General features: G+C 62.6%; 25 protein-coding genes. 11 read left to right on the top strand and 14 right to left on the bottom strand.

The window, feature by feature from the left end:
- Positions 1-3 precede the first annotated feature (3 nt).
- The 4 genes from AC522E_RS08760 to AC522E_RS08745 all read left to right on the top strand — a co-directional run bounded on the left by AC522E_RS08760 (position 4) and on the right by AC522E_RS08745 (position 1,935).
- Entirely contained in the window at positions 4-477 is a 474-nt protein-coding gene (locus AC522E_RS08760; RefSeq protein ID WP_500750026.1) for a DUF983 domain-containing protein, read from the top strand.
- Positions 449-1,171 carry an NUDIX hydrolase gene (locus tag AC522E_RS08755; protein ID WP_500750625.1) on the top strand — a complete coding sequence of 241 codons (723 nt, stop codon included), beginning with the start codon at positions 449-451 and terminating at the stop codon, positions 1,169-1,171. The genes AC522E_RS08760 and AC522E_RS08755 overlap by 29 nt, the downstream gene beginning before the upstream one ends.
- 253 nt (positions 1,172-1,424) lie before the next feature.
- The gene (rpmG, locus tag AC522E_RS08750; RefSeq protein WP_500750025.1) at positions 1,425-1,592 is read left to right on the top strand and encodes a 50S ribosomal protein L33; all 168 of its coding nucleotides are present in this window, start codon (positions 1,425-1,427) and stop codon (positions 1,590-1,592) included.
- A gap of 136 nt (positions 1,593-1,728) precedes the next feature.
- A complete protein-coding gene (locus AC522E_RS08745) occupies positions 1,729-1,935 on the top strand; it encodes a DUF1737 domain-containing protein (protein ID WP_500750024.1) in 207 nt (68 codons plus the stop codon).
- A 325-nt stretch (positions 1,936-2,260) separates the two neighbouring features.
- On the opposite strand, the gene AC522E_RS08740 is transcribed toward AC522E_RS08745, so the two are convergent.
- From AC522E_RS08740 to AC522E_RS08730, 3 genes are all read right to left on the bottom strand, one after another.
- Entirely contained in the window at positions 2,261-2,470 is a 210-nt protein-coding gene (locus AC522E_RS08740; protein ID WP_500750023.1) for a hypothetical protein, read from the bottom strand.
- A 256-nt stretch (positions 2,471-2,726) separates the two neighbouring features.
- The gene (locus AC522E_RS08735; RefSeq protein ID WP_500750022.1) at positions 2,727-2,987 is read right to left on the bottom strand and encodes a hypothetical protein; all 261 of its coding nucleotides are present in this window, start codon (positions 2,985-2,987) and stop codon (positions 2,727-2,729) included.
- Between the two features lie 559 nt (positions 2,988-3,546).
- Positions 3,547-3,930 (bottom strand): response regulator, encoded by a 384-nt coding sequence (locus tag AC522E_RS08730; protein ID WP_500750021.1) that lies wholly within the window; start codon positions 3,928-3,930, stop codon positions 3,547-3,549.
- Between the two features lie 99 nt (positions 3,931-4,029).
- Between AC522E_RS08730 and AC522E_RS08725 the strand changes: the two genes are divergently transcribed.
- Both AC522E_RS08725 and AC522E_RS08720 read left to right on the top strand, forming a co-directional pair.
- Positions 4,030-4,320, top strand: coding sequence for a DUF3572 domain-containing protein (locus AC522E_RS08725; protein ID WP_500750020.1), 291 nt, complete (start codon positions 4,030-4,032; stop codon positions 4,318-4,320).
- Positions 4,321-4,327: 7 nt separating this feature from the next.
- Positions 4,328-5,599: a DNA polymerase IV gene (locus tag AC522E_RS08720; RefSeq protein WP_500750018.1), complete on the top strand. Its 1,272-nt coding sequence runs from the start codon at positions 4,328-4,330 to the stop codon at positions 5,597-5,599.
- On the opposite strand, the gene AC522E_RS08715 is transcribed toward AC522E_RS08720, so the two are convergent.
- Positions 5,590-6,432, bottom strand: coding sequence for a cell envelope integrity EipB family protein (locus tag AC522E_RS08715; protein WP_500750016.1), 843 nt, complete (start codon positions 6,430-6,432; stop codon positions 5,590-5,592). The genes AC522E_RS08720 and AC522E_RS08715 overlap by 10 nt on opposite strands.
- Before the next feature lie 122 nt (positions 6,433-6,554).
- On the opposite strand from AC522E_RS08715, the gene AC522E_RS08710 reads away from it, so the two are divergent.
- From AC522E_RS08710 to AC522E_RS08700, 3 genes are all read left to right on the top strand, one after another.
- Complete coding sequence (locus AC522E_RS08710; protein WP_500750015.1) at positions 6,555-7,025, top strand: RidA family protein; 471 nt, start codon at positions 6,555-6,557, stop codon at positions 7,023-7,025.
- A complete protein-coding gene (locus AC522E_RS08705; protein ID WP_500750014.1) occupies positions 7,022-7,774 on the top strand; it encodes a glycerophosphodiester phosphodiesterase family protein in 753 nt (250 codons plus the stop codon). Before AC522E_RS08710 ends, AC522E_RS08705 begins: the two co-directional genes overlap by 4 nt.
- Positions 7,775-7,853: 79 nt before the next feature.
- Positions 7,854-9,038 (top strand): GNAT family N-acetyltransferase, encoded by a 1,185-nt coding sequence (locus AC522E_RS08700; RefSeq protein WP_500750013.1) that lies wholly within the window; start codon positions 7,854-7,856, stop codon positions 9,036-9,038.
- 22 nt (positions 9,039-9,060) lie between these two features.
- On the opposite strand, the gene AC522E_RS08695 is transcribed toward AC522E_RS08700, so the two are convergent.
- From AC522E_RS08695 to AC522E_RS08670, 6 genes are all read right to left on the bottom strand, one after another.
- Positions 9,061-9,282, bottom strand: a complete 222-nt coding sequence (locus tag AC522E_RS08695) for a dodecin (protein WP_500750012.1) — start codon at positions 9,280-9,282, stop codon at positions 9,061-9,063.
- A gap of 168 nt (positions 9,283-9,450) precedes the next feature.
- Positions 9,451-10,176, bottom strand: coding sequence for a DUF2270 domain-containing protein (locus tag AC522E_RS08690; RefSeq protein ID WP_500750624.1), 726 nt, complete (start codon positions 10,174-10,176; stop codon positions 9,451-9,453).
- A gap of 136 nt (positions 10,177-10,312) precedes the next feature.
- A complete protein-coding gene (locus AC522E_RS08685) occupies positions 10,313-10,561 on the bottom strand; it encodes a hypothetical protein (protein WP_500750011.1) in 249 nt (82 codons plus the stop codon).
- Complete coding sequence (clpA, locus tag AC522E_RS08680) at positions 10,558-13,014, bottom strand: ATP-dependent Clp protease ATP-binding subunit ClpA (protein ID WP_500750010.1); 2,457 nt, start codon at positions 13,012-13,014, stop codon at positions 10,558-10,560. Before clpA ends, AC522E_RS08685 begins: the two co-directional genes overlap by 4 nt.
- 33 nt (positions 13,015-13,047) lie before the next feature.
- Complete coding sequence (gene clpS / locus AC522E_RS08675; RefSeq protein ID WP_500750009.1) at positions 13,048-13,437, bottom strand: ATP-dependent Clp protease adapter ClpS; 390 nt, start codon at positions 13,435-13,437, stop codon at positions 13,048-13,050.
- Between the two features lie 271 nt (positions 13,438-13,708).
- Complete coding sequence (locus tag AC522E_RS08670) at positions 13,709-14,038, bottom strand: phasin family protein (protein WP_500750008.1); 330 nt, start codon at positions 14,036-14,038, stop codon at positions 13,709-13,711.
- Positions 14,039-14,290: 252 nt separating this feature from the next.
- Between AC522E_RS08670 and AC522E_RS08665 the strand changes: the two genes are divergently transcribed.
- Positions 14,291-15,856 (top strand): SPOR domain-containing protein, encoded by a 1,566-nt coding sequence (locus tag AC522E_RS08665; RefSeq protein WP_500750007.1) that lies wholly within the window; start codon positions 14,291-14,293, stop codon positions 15,854-15,856.
- Positions 15,857-15,933: 77 nt separating this feature from the next.
- On the opposite strand, the gene AC522E_RS08660 is transcribed toward AC522E_RS08665, so the two are convergent.
- From AC522E_RS08660 to AC522E_RS08645, 4 genes are all read right to left on the bottom strand, one after another.
- Entirely contained in the window at positions 15,934-16,638 is a 705-nt protein-coding gene (locus tag AC522E_RS08660; protein ID WP_500750006.1) for a J domain-containing protein, read from the bottom strand.
- A gap of 449 nt (positions 16,639-17,087) precedes the next feature.
- The gene (locus tag AC522E_RS08655) at positions 17,088-17,444 is read right to left on the bottom strand and encodes a hypothetical protein (RefSeq protein ID WP_500750005.1); all 357 of its coding nucleotides are present in this window, start codon (positions 17,442-17,444) and stop codon (positions 17,088-17,090) included.
- A gap of 355 nt (positions 17,445-17,799) precedes the next feature.
- Positions 17,800-18,237, bottom strand: a complete 438-nt coding sequence (locus tag AC522E_RS08650) for a DUF1489 family protein (protein WP_500750004.1) — start codon at positions 18,235-18,237, stop codon at positions 17,800-17,802.
- A gap of 54 nt (positions 18,238-18,291) precedes the next feature.
- Positions 18,292-20,295, bottom strand: a complete 2,004-nt coding sequence (locus AC522E_RS08645; RefSeq protein WP_500750003.1) for an acetyl/propionyl/methylcrotonyl-CoA carboxylase subunit alpha — start codon at positions 20,293-20,295, stop codon at positions 18,292-18,294.
- A 272-nt stretch (positions 20,296-20,567) separates the two neighbouring features.
- Here AC522E_RS08645 and AC522E_RS08640 point away from each other — a divergent pair, with 272 nt between their 5' ends.
- On the top strand, positions 20,568-21,914 hold the full coding sequence (locus AC522E_RS08640; protein WP_500750002.1) for an Nramp family divalent metal transporter: 1,347 nt from the start codon (positions 20,568-20,570) through the stop codon (positions 21,912-21,914).
- Positions 21,915-21,997: the final 83 nt, after the last annotated feature.

Raw genomic sequence — 21,997 nt, 5'->3', positions numbered from 1 at the left:
GCGATGCCCGCGACCCTCAAGACGATTCCTCCCGAAAGCATCAGTCGCACGACGGCGGTGAAGCGTGGATTCCTGTGCCGCTGCCCGGCCTGTGGCGAGGGGCACCTTTTCAACCGCTTCCTGAAGGTGGTGCCGTCCTGCGAGGTCTGCGGCGCGGAGATGCACCATCACCGGGCGGACGATTTGCCCCCGTATCTCGTGATGGTCATTGTCGGCCATATCGTGGGCTACGGCATCCTCATGACGGAGACGCGATTCGAGTGGCCCATATGGATCCATCTGTCGGTCTGGCCGGCCCTGACTCTCATTCTGTGTCTTGGCCTCATGCAGCCGGTCAAAGGCGCTGTCGTCGGGCTGCAATACGCGCTAGGCATGCACGGATTCGGAGCGGCGCGCGCCCGCCGCGCGGCTGCTGAGGAGATTAAACGTGACGGGGATACTCGAGCAGATGGACCGCCGCGCCTCAGAGGCGCGTAATCCCGCCTACGCGAAGGTCACCCCGCGCGACGCCGCCACGCTCATCATCGTCGACCGCCAGGGCCGAAGCCCCAAGGTGCTCATGGGCCGTCGGCACATGTCGCACCGGTTCATGCCCGGCGTCTTCGTGTTTCCCGGGGGCGGGATCGAGGCGGGGGACCGTACCATGTCCGTCGCCGGAACCCTTCATCCCCGCGCGGAGCAGGCCCTGATGGCGCGGGTGATCCGCCCCTCTGTCCAGCGCAGCCGCGCCCTCGCGCTCGCCGCCATCCGAGAAACCTTCGAGGAAACCGGCATCCTGCTGGGTACGAAGGATTATGGTCCCCCGGAACGTGCCCCCGCAGGAAGCTGGGCCGCCTTCCAGGAGCGGAACGTCCATCCCGATCTCGAAGAACTTCACTTCGTGGCCAGGGCGATCACCCCGCCGCGCCAAGTGAAGCGATTCGATACCCGCTTCTTCGCCATCGACCGCGACATCATCGCCGATACCGTCGAAGGGGTGGTCGGCCCCGATTCCGAGTTGGTCGAAACCGCCTGGGTGACCCTGGACAAGGCGAGGGCACTCGACCTGATGCCGATCACAAGGCTCATCCTGGAGGAGCTGGAAGCAAGGATCAGCAACGGTTTCGCCCATGAACTTCCGGTCCCGTTCTTCCACCGGCAGCGGGGCCGCTTCGTCCGCGAAGAACTGTAGGAGCTGGGAGCTCCCGCCGTTCCGGGGCGCCGCAGGTAAGCCCGGAACCCATTATCGCTGCGGCTCGGAATGGCGAGTTGTATTTTCCGCTGGCTCATTTCCGACCAGATCGGGTTCTGTTCCTCCCTGAACCCTTGACGAAACGGGCATAATCGGGCATGGAGCAGCACGAATTTTCGGCCGGGTTCGCCCGGCCTTTGCGTTTCGGCCAAGTTCCATTCCGCCGAAGCACCGGATTTCAAGAGGTTTGACCATGGCCAAAGCCGCAACCATCAAAGTGAAGCTCGTCTCGACGGCCGACACGGGCTATTTCTACGTGACGAAGAAGAACTCGCGCACGATGACCGACAAGATCTCCCTGAAGAAGTACGATCCGGTCGCGAAGAAGCATGTCGAGTTCAAGGAAACCAAGATCAAGTAATCTGGCTTTCCAGGCTCTGACGACCATGAACCGCCTCCACAAGAGGCGGTTTTTTCGTGGGCGCCCCACGACGTGCCGAGACCGGTCGCCTGGGCCATGGACGGAAACAGGGCTTGGCTCATGAAGGGAGGAAACCGTGAAACTTTACCGCTATCTGACCGGTCCCGACGATGCGAGCTTCTGTCACCGTGTGACCGCTGCCCTCAACAGCGGCTGGGAACTCTATGGGCCACCGACGCTGACCTATAGCGACGAAGCAAAGCGGGTCATCTGCGGACAGGCGATCATAAAGGACGTTGAAGGCACCGATTATACGCCGGACCTGGATCTCTCGACACAGTAGCGCGGCAGCCAGCCCGGCCAGCGATTCGCTCCGCCATCGCCGAGCGTTCTTTCATTGCGAATGATGGGGATTTGCCCTGTGCAGGAACGACAAGTCCCGGGAGGGCAGTCCATCCGTGCCGCTCCCGGGACTTGCCCGCTGCTGCTGCAGAAACAGCTGAATTCAAGGTGCGCCGATTTGGCCCGGAGGGCAACGCTTCTAGCTGGGTAACCAGAACGAGCGCCTATCCGAACGCGCAGCCCGGCGATTGCGCCGCCCGTTCTGGCCCAATGGTACAACGCAGAATGAAAATCCCGGCCGGCCGGAGCTAACAGCCCCCGAAGTCCTAGGCCACCTTCTCCATCGCTTCCGGAAGCGCGGTTGCCTGATCGCGCACCGCCTTTCGGGCGTGAAGCTGGGCAAGTTGCCCTTCGATCATCTGGAACAACGGCAGGTGCTTCTCACCATGTTCCGCAACGACGGAGGAAAGGACCTCGAGCGCCTTCGTCAAACGCTCCTCGGTGATCGTATCCTGCGAATTCAATTGGCCGTTCATGGAAACAATCCTCCCGTCGCTACGCAGACAATGCGGGAAGGATCATGTGTCATGAATAGTAAAAGTTTCGTAGAACGCTCTCAGGGCCGGAGGGTTTCCTGTGAGGTCGCGAAGTGGATCACGAAACTCGAAGCGATATCAGCGATCAGAGGCCATTGAATACAGGCCGCCGGCCTCGAGAATCGCCATGACCGTAACCTTTACTTAAGCATACTGGCGACTTTTGCTTATCCCCAGGAAAAGCCTGGCATCCGGCCTAAAACGCCAATTGCCACGCCCTGGCACTGACATGGACCTCCTGGGGAGAGAGGCTCGCAATCGCGGCGATCCGGCTTCGCGCATCCTGGAGCACGGCGTCGATCCCGATCTGACTCGGACCGGAAACCGATACAGGAGCATGCCGGACCTCGACGACCGCGGTTCCGACCTGGCCAGGGGTAGCCACTTCGATGCGCGTGTCAGGCCCTCCGGTGACGAGAGACGGGAGAACGGTAGCGGAGAATACGGGTGAGGGCATTGATGCTCCGTGATCGGAATCGCCCCGAAACGCTAGTAAAGAATGCCTTAACGCTCAACGCGGCGGCAGCCCGAAGCGCAAGCTCCGCGCAAGGCTCCCGGTCCAGTTACAGACGAAGACAAGGGCCATTCGGAGCCCGCCGGCGCCTCTGCCCGGCCCCGCACCTGGTTCGAGGCAAACAAAAAGGCGCCTCTGGCGCCTTGCATGGTTTTCGAACGGAAATTCTTCATAGTGAGGAAGGTGGCCAGCTGGCGATGGTGTTGAGGAGGCAACGCTCCATCACCAGCTGGCCGAGCCTACGAAGTCCCAGGAGATGCGGCGGACCTGAGCATCCGTAGGGCATGCCGCTCCGCCAGGGGCGGAGAATATGGCATGAACATATAGGAAACATTGGGCGATGCAAGCATGTGGATGCGCCCGAATGCGAAGAATTCGCGGAGGCTATCACGAGTTCAGTGGAAAACAAGAAGCGTTTTGCTGAAAACCTCGAAGCAAAGCCGCTCAATCCCCAGAGAAGATGCCAATTCATCATCCACGGTGGGGCGCCCGAATGCTGGCCTCACGGATTCGGGGTATCGGCGTCGAGATAGGTCTTCACGGTTGCCAGGAACTTCGCGACGGAGATCGGCTTGGAGAGATAGGCCTCGCAGCCACCCTCGCGGATTCGCTCCTCGTCGCCCTTCATGGCGAAGGCAGTAATGGCGATGACGGGAATCGACTTGAGCTCGTCATCCGCCTTGAGCCACCGGGTGACTTCAAGGCCCGAGACTTCAGGCAGCTGGATGTCCATCAGAATGAGGTCGGGCTTATGGGCTCTTGCAAGCTCCATCGCCTCGATGCCATGCCCGGTCTTGAGCGTGGCATAGCCGTGAGCCTCAAGGAGATCGTTGAAAAGCTTCATGTTGAGTTCGTTATCCTCAACAATAAGCACGGTCTTCTTCATTACCGCTATCCTAGGGCCCGAAACCGACTTCACCGGTCTGCCACTTCATCCGATGATGACCCTAGATTGAAACCTATTGATGAAATGCAAATCCCGCGCATGAAAACACCTGTGAAGAAAATTTCCGTAGAGGAAGCTGAACGACTGGCCCTTGATGCGCTGTCCTATATCATTGCAGACAGCGAACGCATGGTCCGTTTCCTCGCGATATCCGGGCTTCATCCGGATACGATCCGGTCCGCCGCCTCGGAGCCCGGCTTCCTTTCCGGCGTTCTCGACTATGTCGCCGCCGACGAGGCCCTGCTGATCGGCCTCGCGGAGGCCCTGCGGATGAAACCGGAGCGCCTCATGGACGCGCATCGGACTCTCTCGCCCTCAGAGTTCGAATAGCGGGCCCATGAGCGAGCCCCTCTGCCGCGACTGCCTGACGCTCGCTGCCGTTCCCACGGCAGAGCGCTGTGCCGCGTGCGGGTCCCCTCGCCTGCTCCGGCACCCCGAGCGGGATGTCCTTTCAATCGCCCATGTGGATTGCGACGCCTTCTTCGCCGCCGTGGAAAAACGGGACGACCCGACCCTTGCCGACAAGCCGGTCATCATCGGCGGGGGCAAGCGCGGCGTGGTCTCGACAGCCTGCTATGTGGCCCGGACCTATGGGGTGCGCTCCGCCATGCCCATGTTCAAGGCCCTCCAGGCCTGCCCGCATGCCGTGGTCATCAAGCCCAACATCGACAAGTATCGCGTCGCCGGGCGCGCCGTGCGCGAGATGATGTTCGAACTCACGCCTCTGGTGGAACCTGTCTCCATCGACGAGGCCTTCCTCGATCTCTCGGGCACCGAGCGCCTCCACCATGGCAGCCCCGCCCTCACGCTGGCGAAATTCGCCAAGCGGGTCGAGAATGAGATCGGCATCACTGTGTCGGTCGGGCTGTCCTACAACAAGTTTCTTGCCAAGATCGCGTCGGATTTCGAGAAGCCGCGCGGCTTCTCGATCATCGGCCGGCAGGAAGCGGCGGATTTTCTCGCCGACAAGCCGGTCTCGATCATCCCTGGGATTGGCGCCGCCGCCCAGAACCGGCTCGCAAAGGCGGGCGTGACACGGATCGCGCATCTCAGGGACGTGCCACTGAAGGGTCTCTTCGAGGCCCTCGGGCGCGACGCCCAGCGCCTGTCGCGCATCGCCTGGGGACAGGACGACAGGGCCGTGACGCCTGAGCGTGAAACCAAGAGCATCTCGGCCGAGACAACCTTCGACACCGATCTGCGTGCCTTCGAGGATCTGGAACCCATTCTGTGGCGGCTATCGGAGAAGGTCTCGCGGCGCATGAAGGCCGCCCATCTCGCCGGACGCAGCGTGACGCTGAAGCTCAAGGATACGGAATTCCGGCTGCTCACCCGCACCCGTTCAGGCCTGCCGCCGACCCAACTGGCCCAGCGCCTCTTCGATGCAGCCCGGCAACTTCTGAAGACTGCCTGCGACGGCACCGCCTATCGCCTCATCGGCATCGGCGCTTCCGACCTCTGCGACCCGTCGGAAGCCGACAGGGGCGATCTGGCCGACCAGAGCGTGGTCCGGCAGGCTCACATGGAATCGGCCATCGACAAGATCCGCGAGAAATTCGGCGCGGATGCTCTTCAGAAGGGGATTGCCCTGCGCAAACCTCAACGCTGACAGGTGGTCTGCTTGCGTACCGCCTGAACCTGCAGGCTCTGAAGGTCTCCCTTCAGGGTGAAGTCGCCGTAATCGAGCCGCAAAGCCCGGCTGACACCATTTTCGTAGAGCTCGAACGACACCCGGTAGGCCGGGGTCCGGTCTCCGGTGCCATCGGCGAAATAGCTCACGGTCACAGGCCAGCGTGGGGTCGAGGCAAGCACGTCCTGGCGAGCGGCGTCCTCCAGGTTGGTTCCCGCTCCGGCCTCGATGCGTCGTCCGATCACCGCCAGGGTGTCATAGATCTTCTTGCCATCGTCGGAGCCGTCAAAGACCTTGGTCGTGAGCGTGGTCTCGCCGTTGCGGCCCGCCTCGATCAGGCGCTTGAGGTGCTCGGTCGGGAAGATCGGCCGCCCGCCGGAGGAAAAGCTCAGGCGCTTGGGCTGCTTCAGCTTTACATCAAGGGACCCATCGGGTTTCAGGGTCGCATCTCCGTCCACGCCGTCACCATTGCGCCCACTCACCGAAGACACGGACTTGAACCGCATGGACAGCCCGTCGCCTGCCTCGAAGGTGGCTGTCTGAGTGTCGAGCGTCCGCGAGCCCGTTTCACTGCTGTTGAGGACCGTCACCTGCCGGTACTTCATCGTATAGCCCTCGCAGGCATCGCCGCCGAAATCCATGGCGATGCGCCCGCGCGCGCCGTCGACACCGCGCGCTCCCTCGGAGCGCACAAGCGAAAGGTCGTACACCGCCCGATGCGCGATGAGCGGCACTTCGGCCTTGCTCGCTTCCGCCATGGCCGGAGACATCATGACAAGGAACAGGCTGGGCACCGTCAGAAACGATTGCATGAAACCTCCTGGCTCTCACGCGACAAAGATAGAAGGCTCCTGCGGACACGGCAATGTTCCAGCTTGCGTCTCTCTGGCTCATCCGCCACAACACAGCCGGATCATTGCAATCCGAGGCATACATGAGCGCTGTTGAAAAGAAACTCGAGGGCTTGGGCATCACCCTGCCGACGCCGGCCGCGCCGGTGGCGAATTACGTGCCGTTTGTCCGTACAGGCAACTTGATTGTCATTTCCGGCCAACTGTGCCTGGGCCTCGACGGCAAGCTCGCCGATGCGCACAAGGGCAAGCTCGGCGGCGAGATCTCGCCCGAGGCCGGCCAGCAGGCCGCTCGCCTCTGCGCCATCAACCTCCTCGCGCAGCTGAAGGCCGCGGTCGGCGATCTCGACCGGGTCGTGCGTTGCGTGCGCCTGGGTGGCTTCATCAATGCGGTTCCGACCTTCGCTGCCCTCGCTCCGGTGATGAACGGCGCGTCCGACCTGATGGTCGAGGCGCTCGGGGACAAAGGCCGCCATGCCCGTTCGACCATCGGCGTTGCCGAACTGCCCCTCGATGCCTGCGTCGAGGTCGAGGGAATGTTTGAAATCCAATGAGCACCCCCGCTTGGCTCGTCGCGAAGCCCATCGCCCATCGCGGCCTCCACAACAAATCCAACGGCATCATCGAGAACACGCTTGCCGCAGCAGAAGCCGCTATCGAGCGCGGCTTCCCGATTGAGCTGGACGTTCAGTTGACGGCCGATGAAGACGCCATCGTGTTCCATGATTTCGACCTCGGCCGCCTCACCGGTGAGCAGGGTCTCGTCATCGACCGCAAATGCGACGACCTGACGAGGATCGACATCGCAGGGTCCGTGAAGGGCGACAGGATCCCGTCCTTCAAGGGTTTCCTCGGCCATATCGCCGGTCGGACGCCCCTCGTGATCGAAATCAAGAGCAAGTTCGACGGCGATCTTCGCCTGACGAAAAGGGTCTGCGAGATTGTCGCGGATTACGATGGTCCCTTCGTCATCAAGTCCTTCGACCCCGACATCGTCGCGGCCTTGCGCACCCTGGCGCCGAATATCACCCGAGGCATCATCGCCGAGCTGAACTATGCCTCGAAGACCGACGACATCCTGTCGCCGGAGAAGAAGCATTACCTCGCCAATCTTCTGCATCTTGGAGAATCGCAGCCCCACTTCCTGTCCTGGCACGTGAAAGACCTGCCCTCGGCCCCGCCCTACCTGTGCCGTCTCCTGGGACACATGCCAGTCATGACTTGGACCGTGCGCAATCCGGAAGACCGCGCCCGGGCCGAGAAGCATGCCGATCAGATGGTGTTCGAGGGCTTCATCCCCTGACGCTGCGCTCTTTCTGACCAATTGCAAGGATCTCGCTGGACCCCTACCTTCTAGGCCGCATAGCGAGATCCCTCCCACCGTGACGCTCCAGATCAAAGTTGCAGGCGGATTGAAAGCGGTTCCAGCCGCCGCATGGGACGCCTGCGCCATCGGCGGCTCCAATGCGTCGGGGGATGAGGATCCGTTCAACCCATTCGTGTCACATGCCTTCCTCTCGGCCCTGGAGGATTCCGGCTGCGTCGGATCCAAGTCCGGTTGGGCCCCCCTGCATCTCCTCGTCGAGGACGAGGCCGGCGCCCTCCTCGGCGCGGCGCCCTGCTATCTCAAGTCTCATTCCATGGGCGAGTACGTGTTCGACCATGCCTGGGCGGATGCCTATGCCCAGGCCGGCGGCCACTACTATCCGAAGCTCCAGGTGTCGGTCCCCTTCACCCCGGTCAACGGTCCGCGCCTGCTTGCCGCGGCCGACAGGGATGGCTCGATCCGCGCTCATCTGATCGCCGGCCTTCGGGCGCTGCGCGACCAAACCGGCGCCTCATCGATTCACGCCACCTTCCTGCAGAGGGCGGACTTGGGGGCCCTGACAGCCGAGGGCTTCCTGCGGAGGGATGACCAGCAATTCCACTGGTTCAATGATTCCTATGACACGTTCGAGGATTTTCTCGGCGCCCTCGCCTCCCGGAAGCGCAAGGCGATCCGCCGTGAACGGCGTGACGCGGTCGGCGGCGACATCGTGATCGAATGGGTGACCGGACGCGACATCACCGAGGCCCACTGGGATGCATTCTTCAGCTTCTATATGGATACCGGCTCGCGCAAATGGGGCCGGCCCTACCTGAACCGCTCCTTCTTTTCGCTCATCGGCGAACGGATGGCGGAACGGGTTCTTCTCGTCATGGCCAAGCGCAATGGGCGCTATATCGCCGGCGCGATCAATTTCATCGGCGACCGCCGACTCTACGGCCGCAATTGGGGGTGTCTCGAGGATCACCCCTTCCTGCATTTCGAGGTCTGCTATTATCAGGCCATCGACTTCGCCATTGCGCACGGGCTCGACCGGGTCGAGGCGGGAGCCCAGGGCGAACACAAGCTGGCGCGGGGCTACCGGCCCGTCATCACCTCCTCGGCCCATGACATCGCGGATCCTGCCCTCAGGCGGGCTGTGAAGGCCTATCTGGACGAGGAGCGATCCTACGTGTCCGACGTCGCCTCCGAACTGGCGATGGCGACACCGTTCCGACAACGGGACGAGGACGAGCGCTAGGGATCCTGGGCCTCGGGCTCGTTCAGGTCGCGGTCTCGTCCTCGAGCGTGAAGCCGGCCTTGATCAGAACCTGGTAATGACGGATCTCCCCGTTCTCCACATGCCCGCGGGTCTGCACGACCTCGAACCAGCGCAGGTTTCGCAGCGTCCGGTCCGCCCGCTTGATCGCCATCTGAATGGCATCCTCGATGCTGTCTTTCGACGATCCGACGAGCTCGACCACCTTGTATACATGCTCGGACATGAAACGCTCCCTGACCATCCACGCAGGAGAAGCTAGGGCGTCATTCGGAAAAGGGCACCCGGCCTTAATACCGACGATATCCCCGCCGGCGACATGAGCACGGAACGGGATGCATCCCGGCCACACCGGTGGCGAAGGACGCGCATCCGAGGCATGGGCCATACCCCGTCACACGTGGACATCGCCAAAGGCCAGTTCGCCTCCTCCCTTGGTTCGGCGGAGCGATGCATAGGCGATCCAGCCATAGAGGATCGCGACCCCGAGCACGACGAGCCATCCGGGCAGCGGGCCAAGGGCGACATTTCCGATCCACTCGCCGAGGGACCGGACAATATGGGCCTCGGATGCGTTCTCCTGCATCCTGATGAACGTGGTCTTCACCAGCCAGGCCACCAGCAGAATGAGGAACATCCAGCAATAGTTACGGCGCAGCCGCCGCGAGATGGCCTGGCCGTGGGTGGTCAGGAACATCGGGCGCCGGAGGTCTGCGCCCAGCCCCTGAAGCCAGTCGCCGCTCCCTTCGGGTTCGGGCGCGAAGACCTGCGCGAAGTAGTTTCGCTCCAGCCTGCGCACGCGATTGCGGTAGACGTCGAAGAACCGGTAGCGTCGCGCCTCTATGACCAGGAGCAGAAGGATCAGGACCATGGCGAAGAGCAGAACGCCGTGGTGAGCTGTCGGGGTGGACAGTGACACCGACAGCATGGCGGCCACCACCGTGATCGCCCAGTTCGACGTTCGATCGATCCGGTCGCGCCAACCTGCCATGCGGGCGATTTCAGCCCGGTGGAAATGCGCCAGGACTGTGATGAACTCCGAGCTCGTGCTCGGAAAGACGGCAGGGGCGACGGCCGTCCACGGGTTCGGGTGTGGATTCAGGTCGGCTTGCGACGACATCACGTCCCCCTCTCCACATGAACGGGCACTCGGAGAACAGGGACAGGCGCACGAGGCTCACTCCGTACGAGTTCGCCGAGTTAGAAGCCATTATAGCATCTGCCGTTGAAGGCCGCGTCGTCGCCGGAGGCGGCCCTCAGAGAGCGTGCAGAATAGTCCGGACACCGTCGATGACCGCGGAAAGCGATGTGCCAAGCGCATTCATGGTCAACTCGACCGCCCAGTACAATCCGACAATGATGACCGGCACGAGGATCCAGGCGAGAACCTCCTCGAACCAGACGCGTCGACGGCGCCGGGCCCGGCGCTGTTCGCGCCAGGTCGGCTTTGCCTCCACGATCGTCGGTGCGGTCTCGAGAGGACCCTCGTGCAACTCAGTCGTCATGCCTTGACCAGCGGAACCTTCGGAACGGTGCGGATGCCTCCGCCACCATTACCACCGGACCCCTTCGGCTTCACGGCTTTTTTCGCCTTGGTCCCGGACGCCTTCGCCCTCGGCTTGCGCTTCGCGACGATGTCCTTTTCGGGCTTCGGTTTCACCGGCCCCTCGAGGTATTCGAGGCCGAGGGTCTGAAGGCCGATATCGTCGGTCTTCACGACGACCCGGACCGCGCCGCCGCCCTTCAGGCGCCCGAAGAGCACATCGTCCGCCAGCGGCGTCTTGATGGTCATCTGGATCAGGCGAGCCATCGGGCGGGCACCCATGGCCTCGTCGTAGCCATGCTCGGTGAGCCAATCCCGGGCTTCGTCGGTCAGCTCGATGGTGACATTGCGGTCGGCAAGCTGAGCTTCGAGCTGAAGCACGAATTTGTCCACCACCTTCTGGACCACTTCCTTCGGCAGATGGCCGAAGGAAATGATGGCATCGAGCCGGTTGCGGAACTCGGGGGCAAACAGCTTGTTGACCGCCTCCGTGTCGTCCCCTTCCCGCTTCGTGCGAGTGAACCCGTAGGCCGGACGGGCCATGTCGGCGGCGCCGGCGTTTGTAGTCATGATGATGACGACATTGCGGAAATCGACCTGCTTGCCGTTGTGGTCGGTCAACTTCCCGTGGTCCATGATCTGGAGCAGGATGTTGAACAGATCCGGGTGCGCCTTCTCGATCTCGTCGAGCAGGAGCACACAATGGGGGTGCTGGTCGATGCCGTCGGTCAGGAGACCGCCCTGATCGAAGCCGACATAGCCGGGAGGAGCGCCGATGAGGCGGCTGACCGTGTGCCGCTCCATGTATTCCGACATGTCAAAGCGCAGCAGCTCGACACCGAGCGACAGGGCGAGCTGCTTGGCGACCTCGGTCTTGCCGACGCCGGTCGGTCCCGCGAACAGGTAGGCGCCGATGGGCTTTTCCGGATCGCGCAGGCCGGCCCGGGCGAGCTTGATCGCCGAGGTCAGGGACTCGATCGCCTTGTCCTGACCGTAGACGACGCGCTTCAGGGTGTCCTGCAGGTTGGCGAGCACTTCCGCGTCGTCCTTGGAGACGGTTTTGGGCGGGATGCGCGCCATCGTGGCGATGGTCGCCTCGATTTCCTTGATACCAATGGTCTTCTTGCGGCGGTTCTCCGGCAGCAGCATCTGCGAAGCGCCCGTCTCGTCGATCACGTCGATCGCCTTGTCAGGCAACTTCCGGTCGTTGATGTAGCGCGCCGACAGTTCGACCGCCGCCTTCACGGCCTCGTTGGTGTAGCGGAGCTTGTGGAACTCCTCGAAATAAGGTTTTAGCCCCTTCACGATCTCGATGGCATCCGGCACGGTCGGCTCGTTTACGTCGATCTTCTGGAACCGACGGACGAGGGCGCGGTCCTTCTCGAAATACTGGCGGTATTCCTTGTAGGTCGTCGAACCGATGCAGCGAAGGGTTCCCTGTGCCAGGGCGGGTTTGAGAAGGTTCGAGGCATCCATGGCTCCGCCCGAGGTGGCGCCCGCCCCGATCACCGTGTGGATCTCATCGATGAACATGATGGCGTTGGGATGCGCCTCGATCTCCTTCATGACCTGCTTCAGGCGCTCCTCGAAGTCACCGCGATAGCGGGTTCCGGCGAGCAACGTGCCCATGTCGAGGGCGAAGACAGTCGCGTCCTTCAGAACCTCCGGCACCTCGCCACGCACGATCTTGCGGGCGAGACCTTCCGCGATGGCGGTCTTGCCGACGCCGGGATCGCCGACGAGGAGCGGATTGTTCTTCTGACGCCGGCACAGAACCTGGATCGTCCGCTGCACCTCGGCCTCGCGGCCGATGAGAGGATCGATCTTGCCGTCCTTCGCCTTCTTGTTGAGGTTGACGCAGTAAGCCTCGAGCGCATCGCCCTTTTTCTTGGCACGGGTCTCGGCCTCGTCCGAGGTCGGGCGTTCGCTGGACTCCTCCTCGGAGCCGCGGGGCGTGCGGCCTTCGGTCAGGCCGGGACGCTTGGCGATGCCGTGGCTGATGTAGTTGACCGCGTCGTAGCGGGTCATGTCCTGCTCCTGCAGGAAATAGGCCGCATGGCTCTCCCGCTCCGCAAAGATGGCCACGAGCACATTCGCGCCCGTCACCTCGTCGCGGCCGGAAGATTGCACATGAATGACAGCCCGCTGGATAACTCTCTGGAATCCGGCCGTGGGCTTCGAGTCCTGACGCCCGTCGGCAACAAGGTTCGCCAGCTCGGTGTCCACATACTCGACAAGATTGCGGCGAAGGAGCTCGACGTCGACATTGCATGCGCGCATCACCGCCGCCGCATCCTGATCGTCGATCAGGGCGAGGAGCAGATGCTCCAGGGTCGCGTACTCGTGGTGGCGCTCGCCGGCAATCGCGAGAGCTCGGTGGAGGGCTTGTTCTAGACTGCGAGAAAAGCTCGGCAACGGCTTATCCTTTAAGAGAGATGGCTATCTCGGCTAATTCTTTTCCATCACACATTGCAGCGGATGCTGGTGCTTGCGGGCGAAATCCATCACCTGCGTCACCTTCGTCTCCGCCACCTCATAGGTAAAAACTCCACATTCCCCGACGCCGTTCTGGTGCACATGCAACATGATGCGGGTCGCATCCTCGCGGTTCTTGTTGAAGAAGCGTTCCAGCACGTGCACGACGAACTCCATCGGGGTGTAATCATCGTTCAGAAGGAGAACGCGGTAGAGGTTGGGTCGTTTCGTCCGAGGCTTGGCTTTCGTAACGATGGCCGTGCCCGTTCGGCCGTCATCCCCGCCGCCGGGAGACTGAGATCCGGCACCGGACACGGGAAATGCCTTCGACCGAACCGAAGCGCCCTGAGGAATCCGCAGCATGATTATTCGACCGACCCTCTTCATCTGGCTAAGACCTCGCGGCTTGGACCTTTCTGCCGGCCACGACGCACCTCCAAATGTATAGTCCCTCTGTTCGGTTCGCTAGATCAACCAGATGGGTCGTCGCAGCCCTGTCCGAAAGAGCGACATCTTGGCCATAGGCCGAGGAGCTCATCTCCGTGCATGCCGATGACATTTTTGAGAGGGCCAACGAAAAATGCCCGGCACAAGGCCGGGCATCGAAGCAGATTGCGTTCTGGCAGTGTCGTACTTAGACCGACTTGGGGACCAGGCCTTCGTAGGGCTTGAACGCCTCGGTCGCGAGGGAGGAGTAGAACTCGCCGACCTTGGTCGAGTGGCTGACGAGGCCGTCATAGGACTTGCGCACGAAATCCGCCTGGATTTCCACAGCCTTGTCGAGGGTGCGGGCGCCCAGGAGCTGCTCGAAGGCGCTCGAGCCCTGCTCGAGGGTCTTCTTGGCGAGCTCCGCGGAATCGGCAGCAAGGATCTGCGCGCCCCGGGACAACGTGCCCATCACCTTCACGGTAGCGTCAAAGTGGTCTTGGCTTAACTTCTGCAACTGGTCGAAAGGCTGGATCATCGGAAACCTCAGCTGTTAACTTTTCGCTGGCGAAAAGCTTCGCCAGATGCGACAAATATAAATATATGCACTGCACAAAAGATGTCAAGAAAATTGTGCATTGCACAATATCTCTCGCCTGGAATCCGACCGCGTTAACCCACCCGTAACCGCAACCTCTTACCGTTCAGAAGTGTGTTGCGCCGGCAACGATCTCCAAAAGGAGCGGCCGGTGCGGAGCCTGAGACCAGCGAAGACAGGGACGGTTACAGGATGAATTCGGTTCGCGCTTGGGTCGGACGCCGGAAATGGGTTGCTTTCGTAGGAGTGGCCGCCTCCGTCGCCATTGCTTTCAGCTCCCCCGCCGAGGCGGCTCGCCGCAAGTCCAGGGGCGGCGGATACAGCCCGCCCTACGCCTCCATCGTGGTGGATGCGAAGACGGGCAAGATACTCGATGGTGAGAATGTGGATGCGCCCCGCATTCCCGCCTCCATCACCAAGGTGATGACCCTCTATCTGCTGTTCGAGCAGCTCGAGCGGGGACGCGTGAGCCTCGATACGCCGCTCACCGTGTCGGAATATGCCTCCCGTCAGGCCCCAACCAAGCTCGGCCTCCGGCCCGGCTCGACCATCGAGGTCGAGGATGCGATCAAGGCGATGGTGACGCTCTCCGCCAACGACGTCTCGGTTGTCGTGGCCGAGAATCTCGGCGGCTCGGAGGATGAATTCGCCCGTCAGATGACACGCAAGGCACGGGAGCTCGGCATGAACTCCTCGTCCTTCTATAACCCCCATGGCCTCCCGCACTCGCCGCCGAATATCACGACGGCTCGGGACCTCTCGGTCCTCGGACGTGCCATCCAGGACCGGTTTCCCAAATATTTCAGGTATTTCCAGACCACGTCCTTCCAGTATGGCTCGCGCACCATCCGCGGCCACAATCGCCTCCTGGGCAAGATCGATGGCGTGGATGGCATCAAGACGGGCTATACCCGCCTTTCGGGCTTCAACCTGCTGACCTCGGTGAACACCGACACACGCAGCATCGTCGCTGTCATCCTGGGCGGACGCTCCGCCTCGCTCCGTGACCGGCAAATGGCCTCGCTGATCGAGGAGCAGCTTCCGCGCGCCTATGCTGGCGCCAGGACCGCGGCTCCGGTCGTTGCCGAGACCAGCGCCCCGGTCCCGCCCGTCGCCAGGCCGGTCGTGGTCGCTGACGCCTCTCCGACGCCGAGCATCAAGGTCGAGGCTGCTGCCGAGCCTGCCGTGCCGCCGCCTCCGGCCCGCAAGCCTCTGGATCTGAATTCCCTGCGCCCGGTCGTTGCCTCGGCGACGGGGGCCAGCTCCACGACGACCCCTTCCTCGTCCGGCCCGGCGATCCGCTGGCAAAAGGGTCCGCAGGCCCTGCCCCAGAACACCCAGGCCTACGCTCCGGTCGATACCGACCCGGGCCCGACGGACAAGGAGAAGGCCGCCCTCCTGGCCAAGATCGAAAGCCATGCTCCCCTTGCCTCCGCCCAAGCTCCGGTCAAGACCGCCGCTTTGAAGGTCGAGCCAGCCGAGACGAAGCAGGCCCCGCGCCCGGCAGTCACCGGCTGGGTCATCCAGATCGGCGCGACGGATGACGAGGATAAGGCCAAGGCCATGCTCGACAACGCCCGCGCGAAGTCCGGCCGGCTGCTGTCGAAGTCCTCCCCTTTCACGGAGAAGGTCACCCAGAAAGGCTCGACCCTCTATCGCGCCCGGTTCTCCGGGTTCCAGGAGTCCGACGATGCGCAGAAGGCCTGTAAGGTTCTGAAGAAGAGCGGCTTCAATTGTTTCGCGGCCCGTAGTTCCTGACGGCCCGCCTGAAGAGTAACGCGACGGCACATGTACCGCGCCGTCGCGTCCCAGATTACCGGATCGCGCGTGGAGTATCAGCGATGTCGGCTCAACAAGATCTCTCTCGCCTCATTTACACGGGCCGCGAGGTGCGCCGTCCCCCCCTGGTCGGGATGGAGTTTTTTCATGAGCGTCCGATACGCCTGTCGGATCTCGTCGACGCTCGCGCCCGGTTGAAGCCCCAGGATCTGATAGGCTTCCTCTTTCGACATCGCGCCCGTCTGCGCATGAGTGCGCGTCCGCGTGTCTCCATCGCGCTGAGCGTATTCACGCCAGCCGGAAAACCGGCGGTCAAGATAAGCCTCTAGAAGCGCCACACCCTCAGGATCGAAGGATCGGCATTCCTCGTAGACCGCTTGTAGACCCGTCTGATCCAGGTCCGACAGGCTCCGCCCTGCATGGGTGCCGGCCAGTACGGTCCCGCCAAGGCCACCATTCGCGTGGTCGATCTCCATCTCGATCATTGCGGAACGAATACGGGAGAAGCGTCCCATGCGGCTGTTGGCCCGGCGCCAGGGTAGCGGGATACCGCTCCAACCCAGAGCCCACGTGCCGAAGCCGCCAAGCAGGAGCGCCATGTCGATGCGCCCGCGCAATCCGAGAAGGACCGCGGCCCCAAGAGCTGCGATGCCGCCAGCAGCCTTGAGCCCCTTGGCGACCGCGGCCGCATCCGTGCGGACGAAGACCTTGGTGAGCCACCAGAGAAGGGCGGCGAAGGCAATTCCGTAAAGCAGCATCATGTTCTTGGTTCCCGCACCTCATGTGGGCGGAGATGGGCTGGATGTAAATGCATGGGAGAGAAAGCCTCGCACAGATCGGGTAGTCCCGGCCAGCATCATCAACAGTCCCACGCCGGCGCTTTTCCCGCAGGCGATGGTCGCGGGCCGACGTCGTCCGACCTCAGGGGGCGTCAGGGTCACTGTAACGTTTCGCAGGGCAAGGAAAGTTTACGCAGCCGAACCGTCCTTGCGACCACGTCAAGGTCTGTGTCGCAATCTGACCGAGAACATGGAGGTTCGCGGTGGCCCCCTCCTTTGGACCCGATGCGAGACCTATTCCCTCCGCAGGGCATCGCTCTGCAAAAGCCGGACCATCCTCTCACCGGTCCAGCCTTCTAAGCCTGCACGATCTGTAAGGGGCCGACACCGGAAAACGCCTCGGCACCGGCACTCGCGGGAGATTTCTACGATCAGTGAAGCAGGCGAACCGTGCCGCGTTGCTTCTCGCGCTCCCATGCCTGGGCGGCGACGCCGTTGATGCCGACATCGTGAAGGCGATCGCTGAGATCGATGAAGTGACGCTCCGTCACCTCTACATCGAACTCGATCTGTTCATCGTCGACGGGTTCAAGCTCCGCTGCCGCATAGCGCTCATAAGCCGCTGACATTTCGGCATAGGCGAATGCGACGGGAAGTGTCCGAAAGATCGTGGAGAATTCTTCGTCCAGATCACCGGTTTCGAGATCGCGCATTTGGACAAGGTACCCGTCCGTATGCTCGCACACCTCGTAACGCCAGTGCCGGCCTTCAGATGCGGTTAGAAGCATCGCAACCTCCACTCAACTGAACTGCAAAGCCAATGCGAATCGCGGCATTGCGGTTCCATGAGGAAGGATCGGTCGAAAGGCTAATGGCGAAAGCCGGTTTCCGCTCGGGCGCGACCTCCGACTCGGATCTGCGTTCCGCCGAGATCGACAAAGCCGTTCTCACCGCGCAGACGCTCGCGGGTTTCGGCTTTCTCTGACGACTTCGTGAACGTGTTCCGGCATTCGGGCGGAATCTGGAGCTCAACGCCGGGGGGTACCTTCGGCATGCGACATTCTTTCGCTGCAGCCGGGTTTATTCCGGCGAGCAGGAGCACCGCTGCCGTCAAGAGCGAATGTCGTCCCAAACCTGTTGTCGTCATAGGAGCCCCAGTTCGGCCAGTTGGCGCCGCATGTCTTCCGGCATAATGGCCAGATCACCGGCCCCGGTGTCAATGTCACGGGGAGCCTCCTTTGAGGCGAGATACCGCCAGCCCTGGAACGGGCGACAGGGCCGCGGTTCGACCGGGACAACCTTGGGCTCCAGAACGAGACGGCAGCGCCCGACCCCGTCATCATCCGTAAACGGCCTGATATCGAGAAGGTTCTGGCGGCAGGCAACCTGCCCCCGGACCACCCAATAGAGAGATCCTCCGTCGAGCAGCTCCTCCACCCGCTTCGGAACCATGCGCGTGGTATGCGTCTGCTCGTATTCACGTCCGAGACGCCGATGGTGCGCCTGGTTTTCCTCGATCCATTCTTCGAGATCGGTGATCGAGTCGCAGCCGACGCACAATTTGATCAGATGAAGGGGCATGGGACTACCGAACCACAGGATGCCGAAGCCGAGAACAGGGCGTGGCGCCGCATCTCATTCCCCGGTCTTGAGGACGATAAGGCGCGCGCCCTCGGCCACTTGGGCGCCGGGTTCGGCAGAGATCTCCGCCACCGCGCCATCCGCGGGCGCAACGAGCGCGTGTTCCATCTTCATCGCTTCGACGATGGCGAGGCGCTGTCCCTTCTCGACCCTGTCGCCAGGCTTAACGAACACGGCGACCAGCTTGCCGTGCATCGGCGCCTTGACGGAATCACCACCATTCAGATGCTCGAGATCGACATCGAAGGGGTCGTAGAGCGACACGCGCGTCTGTCGTCCGTCACGGAGCACGATGACACCGTTATCCGTGAGCACAAAGCCCTGCGGGTCCGAACGCAAATAGTCGCCGAGCATACTGGAAACGCCATCGGCCCATGACGCGGTGACGTCGATATCGTGTCGCGCCTGGCTCGGCTCCGGCCATTGCAGAATCACATCCACGCGTTCGCCATCGACGGTCACTGGATAATTCTGACGGCGGGCGCGGCCGAGCTGGAATCCGTCGTAGTCGTCCCATGGCGACGGGACCGGACCATGATGAATCGCGGCACGGTAGCTGCTGCTGTCGAACTCCGTGTCGAGCAGCTTCAGAACGCTGAGGCGGATCGCTTCCGCATCCGCACCTTGCGCCACTGCACCGAGCGCGTCGAGATTCCGGTCGATGAAGCCGGTATCGAACCGCCCTGCCCTGAATTCTTCCGCCTCGCAGAGCTTCTTCAGGAAGGCGAGATTGGTCTTCGGACCGGCGACGACGGACCTGCCCAGAGCCTGCGCCAGTTTCGCGAGAGCTTCATCACGCGTCGGCGCGTGGGCGATGACTTTGGCGATCATCGGATCGTAGAACGGCGTCACCGCGTCGCCGGTCTCGACACCAGTATCGATGCGGACCTCCTCGTCCCCGGGAAAGTCGAGCGCCCAGAGCCGGCCGGTGGACGGCAGAAATTCATTCTCCGGATCTTCCGCGTAGAGCCGCGCCTCGACGGCATGTCCATCGATCGCAAGATCGTCCTGCACGAAGGGCAGTGTCTCGCCGGCAGCGACGCGGAACTGCAGCTCGACAAGGTCAAGCCCGGTGATGGCCTCCGTCACCGGATGCTCGACCTGGAGCCGCGTGTTCATCTCCATGAAATAGAAGCGGTCCGGATGCAGTCCCTCGCGGCCATCGGCGATGAACTCCACCGTGCCGGCACCGACATAGCCGACGGCCCGTGCGGCCTCGACGGCGGCTTGGCCCATGACGGCGCGCATCTCGGACGTCATGCCGGGCGCCGGCGCTTCCTCGATTACCTTCTGGTGGCGTCGCTGCAGCGAGCAGTCACGCTCGAAAAGATGCACCACATTGCCATGGCGGTCTGCAAAAACCTGGATCTCGATATGACGGGGTGAGAGAATGTATTTCTCGACGAGCACGCGCGGATCGCCGAAGGCGTTTTGTGCCTCACGCTGTGCGCTCTCGAGGGCGGCATCGAAGTCGGCAGCCTTGTCGACACGCTTCATGCCCTTGCCGCCGCCGCCCGCGACCGCCTTAATGAGGATCGGATACCCGACCTCATAGGCCTTCTGACGCAGAAAGTCCGGCTCCTGCTTCGATCCGTGATAGCCGGGCACCACCGGCACGCCGGCCTGCTGCACCAGCGCCTTCGCCGCGTCCTTCAAACCCATGGCATTGATGGCTGAAGCCGGCGGACCGACGAAGACGATGCCTGCCTGCGCACAGGCCTCGGCGAACTCCGCGCGCTCTGACAGGAAGCCATATCCGGGATGAATCGAGGCAGCTTTCGTGCGTTTGGCGACCTCGATGATCCTGTCGATGCGCAGATAGCTGTCACGGGCTGGAGCGGGACCGATGAGATGCGCCTCGTCTGCCATCTTCACGAACAACGCGCCCGCATCGGCCTCCGAATGGACTGCGATGGTGCGCATGCCCAGGCGCTTGGCCGTGCGGATGATCCGACATGCGATCTCGCCGCGATTGGCGATCAGGACGCTCTCGAGCATGGTCATTCCTCAAGGTCCGGGGCCCAGGGCCCGGCTGTCGTATCTTCTAGAGCAAAACCGGCGGCGCTTGTCACGCCTCAACAGAGATCGACCCACCGGCACAGGGGCATCCAGGGTCTGACGGCTCCGTGCCCGACTCGGGAACGGCCCGCATGAAAGTCTCGCCGAGCAGAGCATCTGCAAAATACCCCTTGTGCAAAATACCCCTTGCCTGGACCGGAAAGGATCGTTACCTTTTCTTGCAAATAGTTTGCAACTGCAGAAAGCCGACGATGGACGCCTCGAGGCCCTCCTCTCTCGCTCCCGATGCTGGTTGGCGCCACGCGCGGCATGGGCCCTCTCTTCCGGAAGTGAGCCGATCCATCGCGGTCAGGTCTGGATCGAAGTGGCGTCGCGCTGCCGCCTTCCTGGGTCCGGGCTATCTGGTGGCCGTCGGGTACATGGATCCAGGCAACTGGGCCACGTCTCTGGCGGGCGGCTCCCGATATGGCTACGCGCTTCTGTCCGTCGCTCTGATCTCCAACGTCATGGCGATCATCCTCCAGGCGCTTTGCGCCCGCCTTGCCGTGGCCACGGGGCGGGATCTGGCCCAGGCCTGCCGGGACGCCTATCCGAGGCCGGTTTCCTGGATTCTCTGGGCCCTGGCGGAGTTCGCCATCTGCGCGACGGATCTCGCCGAGGTCATCGGAACGGCGATCGGGCTCAACCTGCTCTTCGGTCTGCCGCTCGAAATCGGCGTCGTGATCACGGCGCTTGACGTTTTCCTTATCCTTTATCTCCAGAATCTCGGGTTCCGCTGGGTCGAGGCCTTTGTCATCGCGCTGCTCGGCGTGATCGCCTTGTGCTTCGGAATCCAGATCGCCCTCGCGGATCCTGAATGGGGCCAGGTGCTACGCGGCTTTGCGCCGACGACAGAGATCGTCAGCAATCCGGACATGCTCTATCTGGCGCTCGGCATTCTGGGTGCGACGGTGATGCCGCACAATCTCTATCTGCATTCCGGCATCGTCCAGACACGGGCCTATGGCGACACCCTGCCCGAGAAGCGCGAGGCCCTGCGCTTCGCGACGCTCGATTCCACTATTGCGCTGATGTTCGCCCTGACCATCAACGCGTCGCTCCTGATCCTTGCCGCAGCCGCGTTTCACAAGACCGGCAGGACGGACATCGCCGAAATCGGCGAGGCACATACCTTGCTCCAACCCCTGCTCGGTGCCGCCATTGCGCCGACGCTCTTCGGAATCGCCCTGCTCTGCTGCGGCTTGAACTCCACCGTTACCGCGACGATGGCCGGGCAGATCGTCATGGAAGGCTTCATCAATTTCCGGCTTCCCCCCTGGATCCGCCGCCTCGTCACCCGCGGCCTTGCCATCATCCCGGCCGCTGCCGTCACGATCGCCTACGGCGAGAGCGGCACGGCCCGACTCCTGATCCTGAGCCAAGTGGTCCTGAGCCTGCAACTGCCATTCGCGGTCATTCCCTTGGTGACACTCACGGCCTCGAAACCCAAGATGGGGACCCTCGTCGCTCCCCGTTGGCTGACAGCTGTCGCAGCCATCATCGCCGCGATCATCGTGGTCCTGAACGTGAAGCTGCTGGTCGATTTCGTTGTGGGATGAGGAACAGACCAGCGGTCATTTCGTGACGTACCGCCGGGCGGCGCTCGGAATCCGTCGGCGCGCATGTCATGGACAGGACGCAG

The organism is Microvirga sp. BF8 (assembly GCF_059888585.1).
This window is presented reverse-complemented; position numbering and strand designations above follow the sequence as displayed.

Bases quoted from the DNA above. Each gene is read 5' to 3' on its own strand.
- AC522E_RS08760 (WP_500750026.1), top strand. From the start codon at position 4: ATGCCCGCGACCCTCAAGACGATTCCTCCCGAAAGCATCAGTCGCACG.
- AC522E_RS08755 (WP_500750625.1), top strand. From the start codon at position 449: ATGGACCGCCGCGCCTCAGAGGCGCGTAATCCCGCCTACGCGAAGGTC.
- rpmG (WP_500750025.1), top strand. From the start codon at position 1,425: ATGGCCAAAGCCGCAACCATCAAAGTGAAGCTCGTCTCGACGGCCGAC.
- AC522E_RS08740 (WP_500750023.1), bottom strand. From the start codon at position 2,470: ATGAACGGCCAATTGAATTCGCAGGATACGATCACCGAGGAGCGTTTG.
- AC522E_RS08735 (WP_500750022.1), bottom strand. From the start codon at position 2,987: ATGCCCTCACCCGTATTCTCCGCTACCGTTCTCCCGTCTCTCGTCACC.
- AC522E_RS08730 (WP_500750021.1), bottom strand. From the start codon at position 3,930: ATGAAGAAGACCGTGCTTATTGTTGAGGATAACGAACTCAACATGAAG.
- AC522E_RS08725 (WP_500750020.1), top strand. From the start codon at position 4,030: ATGAAAACACCTGTGAAGAAAATTTCCGTAGAGGAAGCTGAACGACTG.
- AC522E_RS08720 (WP_500750018.1), top strand. From the start codon at position 4,328: ATGAGCGAGCCCCTCTGCCGCGACTGCCTGACGCTCGCTGCCGTTCCC.
- AC522E_RS08715 (WP_500750016.1), bottom strand. From the start codon at position 6,432: ATGCAATCGTTTCTGACGGTGCCCAGCCTGTTCCTTGTCATGATGTCT.
- AC522E_RS08710 (WP_500750015.1), top strand. From the start codon at position 6,555: ATGAGCGCTGTTGAAAAGAAACTCGAGGGCTTGGGCATCACCCTGCCG.
- AC522E_RS08705 (WP_500750014.1), top strand. From the start codon at position 7,022: ATGAGCACCCCCGCTTGGCTCGTCGCGAAGCCCATCGCCCATCGCGGC.
- AC522E_RS08695 (WP_500750012.1), bottom strand. From the start codon at position 9,282: ATGTCCGAGCATGTATACAAGGTGGTCGAGCTCGTCGGATCGTCGAAA.
- AC522E_RS08690 (WP_500750624.1), bottom strand. From the start codon at position 10,176: ATGTCGTCGCAAGCCGACCTGAATCCACACCCGAACCCGTGGACGGCC.
- AC522E_RS08685 (WP_500750011.1), bottom strand. From the start codon at position 10,561: ATGACGACTGAGTTGCACGAGGGTCCTCTCGAGACCGCACCGACGATC.
- clpS (WP_500750009.1), bottom strand. From the start codon at position 13,437: ATGCTGCGGATTCCTCAGGGCGCTTCGGTTCGGTCGAAGGCATTTCCC.
- AC522E_RS08670 (WP_500750008.1), bottom strand. From the start codon at position 14,038: ATGATCCAGCCTTTCGACCAGTTGCAGAAGTTAAGCCAAGACCACTTT.
- AC522E_RS08665 (WP_500750007.1), top strand. From the start codon at position 14,291: ATGAATTCGGTTCGCGCTTGGGTCGGACGCCGGAAATGGGTTGCTTTC.
- AC522E_RS08660 (WP_500750006.1), bottom strand. From the start codon at position 16,638: ATGATGCTGCTTTACGGAATTGCCTTCGCCGCCCTTCTCTGGTGGCTC.
- AC522E_RS08655 (WP_500750005.1), bottom strand. From the start codon at position 17,444: ATGCTTCTAACCGCATCTGAAGGCCGGCACTGGCGTTACGAGGTGTGC.
- AC522E_RS08650 (WP_500750004.1), bottom strand. From the start codon at position 18,237: ATGCCCCTTCATCTGATCAAATTGTGCGTCGGCTGCGACTCGATCACC.
- AC522E_RS08645 (WP_500750003.1), bottom strand. From the start codon at position 20,295: ATGCTCGAGAGCGTCCTGATCGCCAATCGCGGCGAGATCGCATGTCGG.
- AC522E_RS08640 (WP_500750002.1), top strand. From the start codon at position 20,568: ATGGACGCCTCGAGGCCCTCCTCTCTCGCTCCCGATGCTGGTTGGCGC.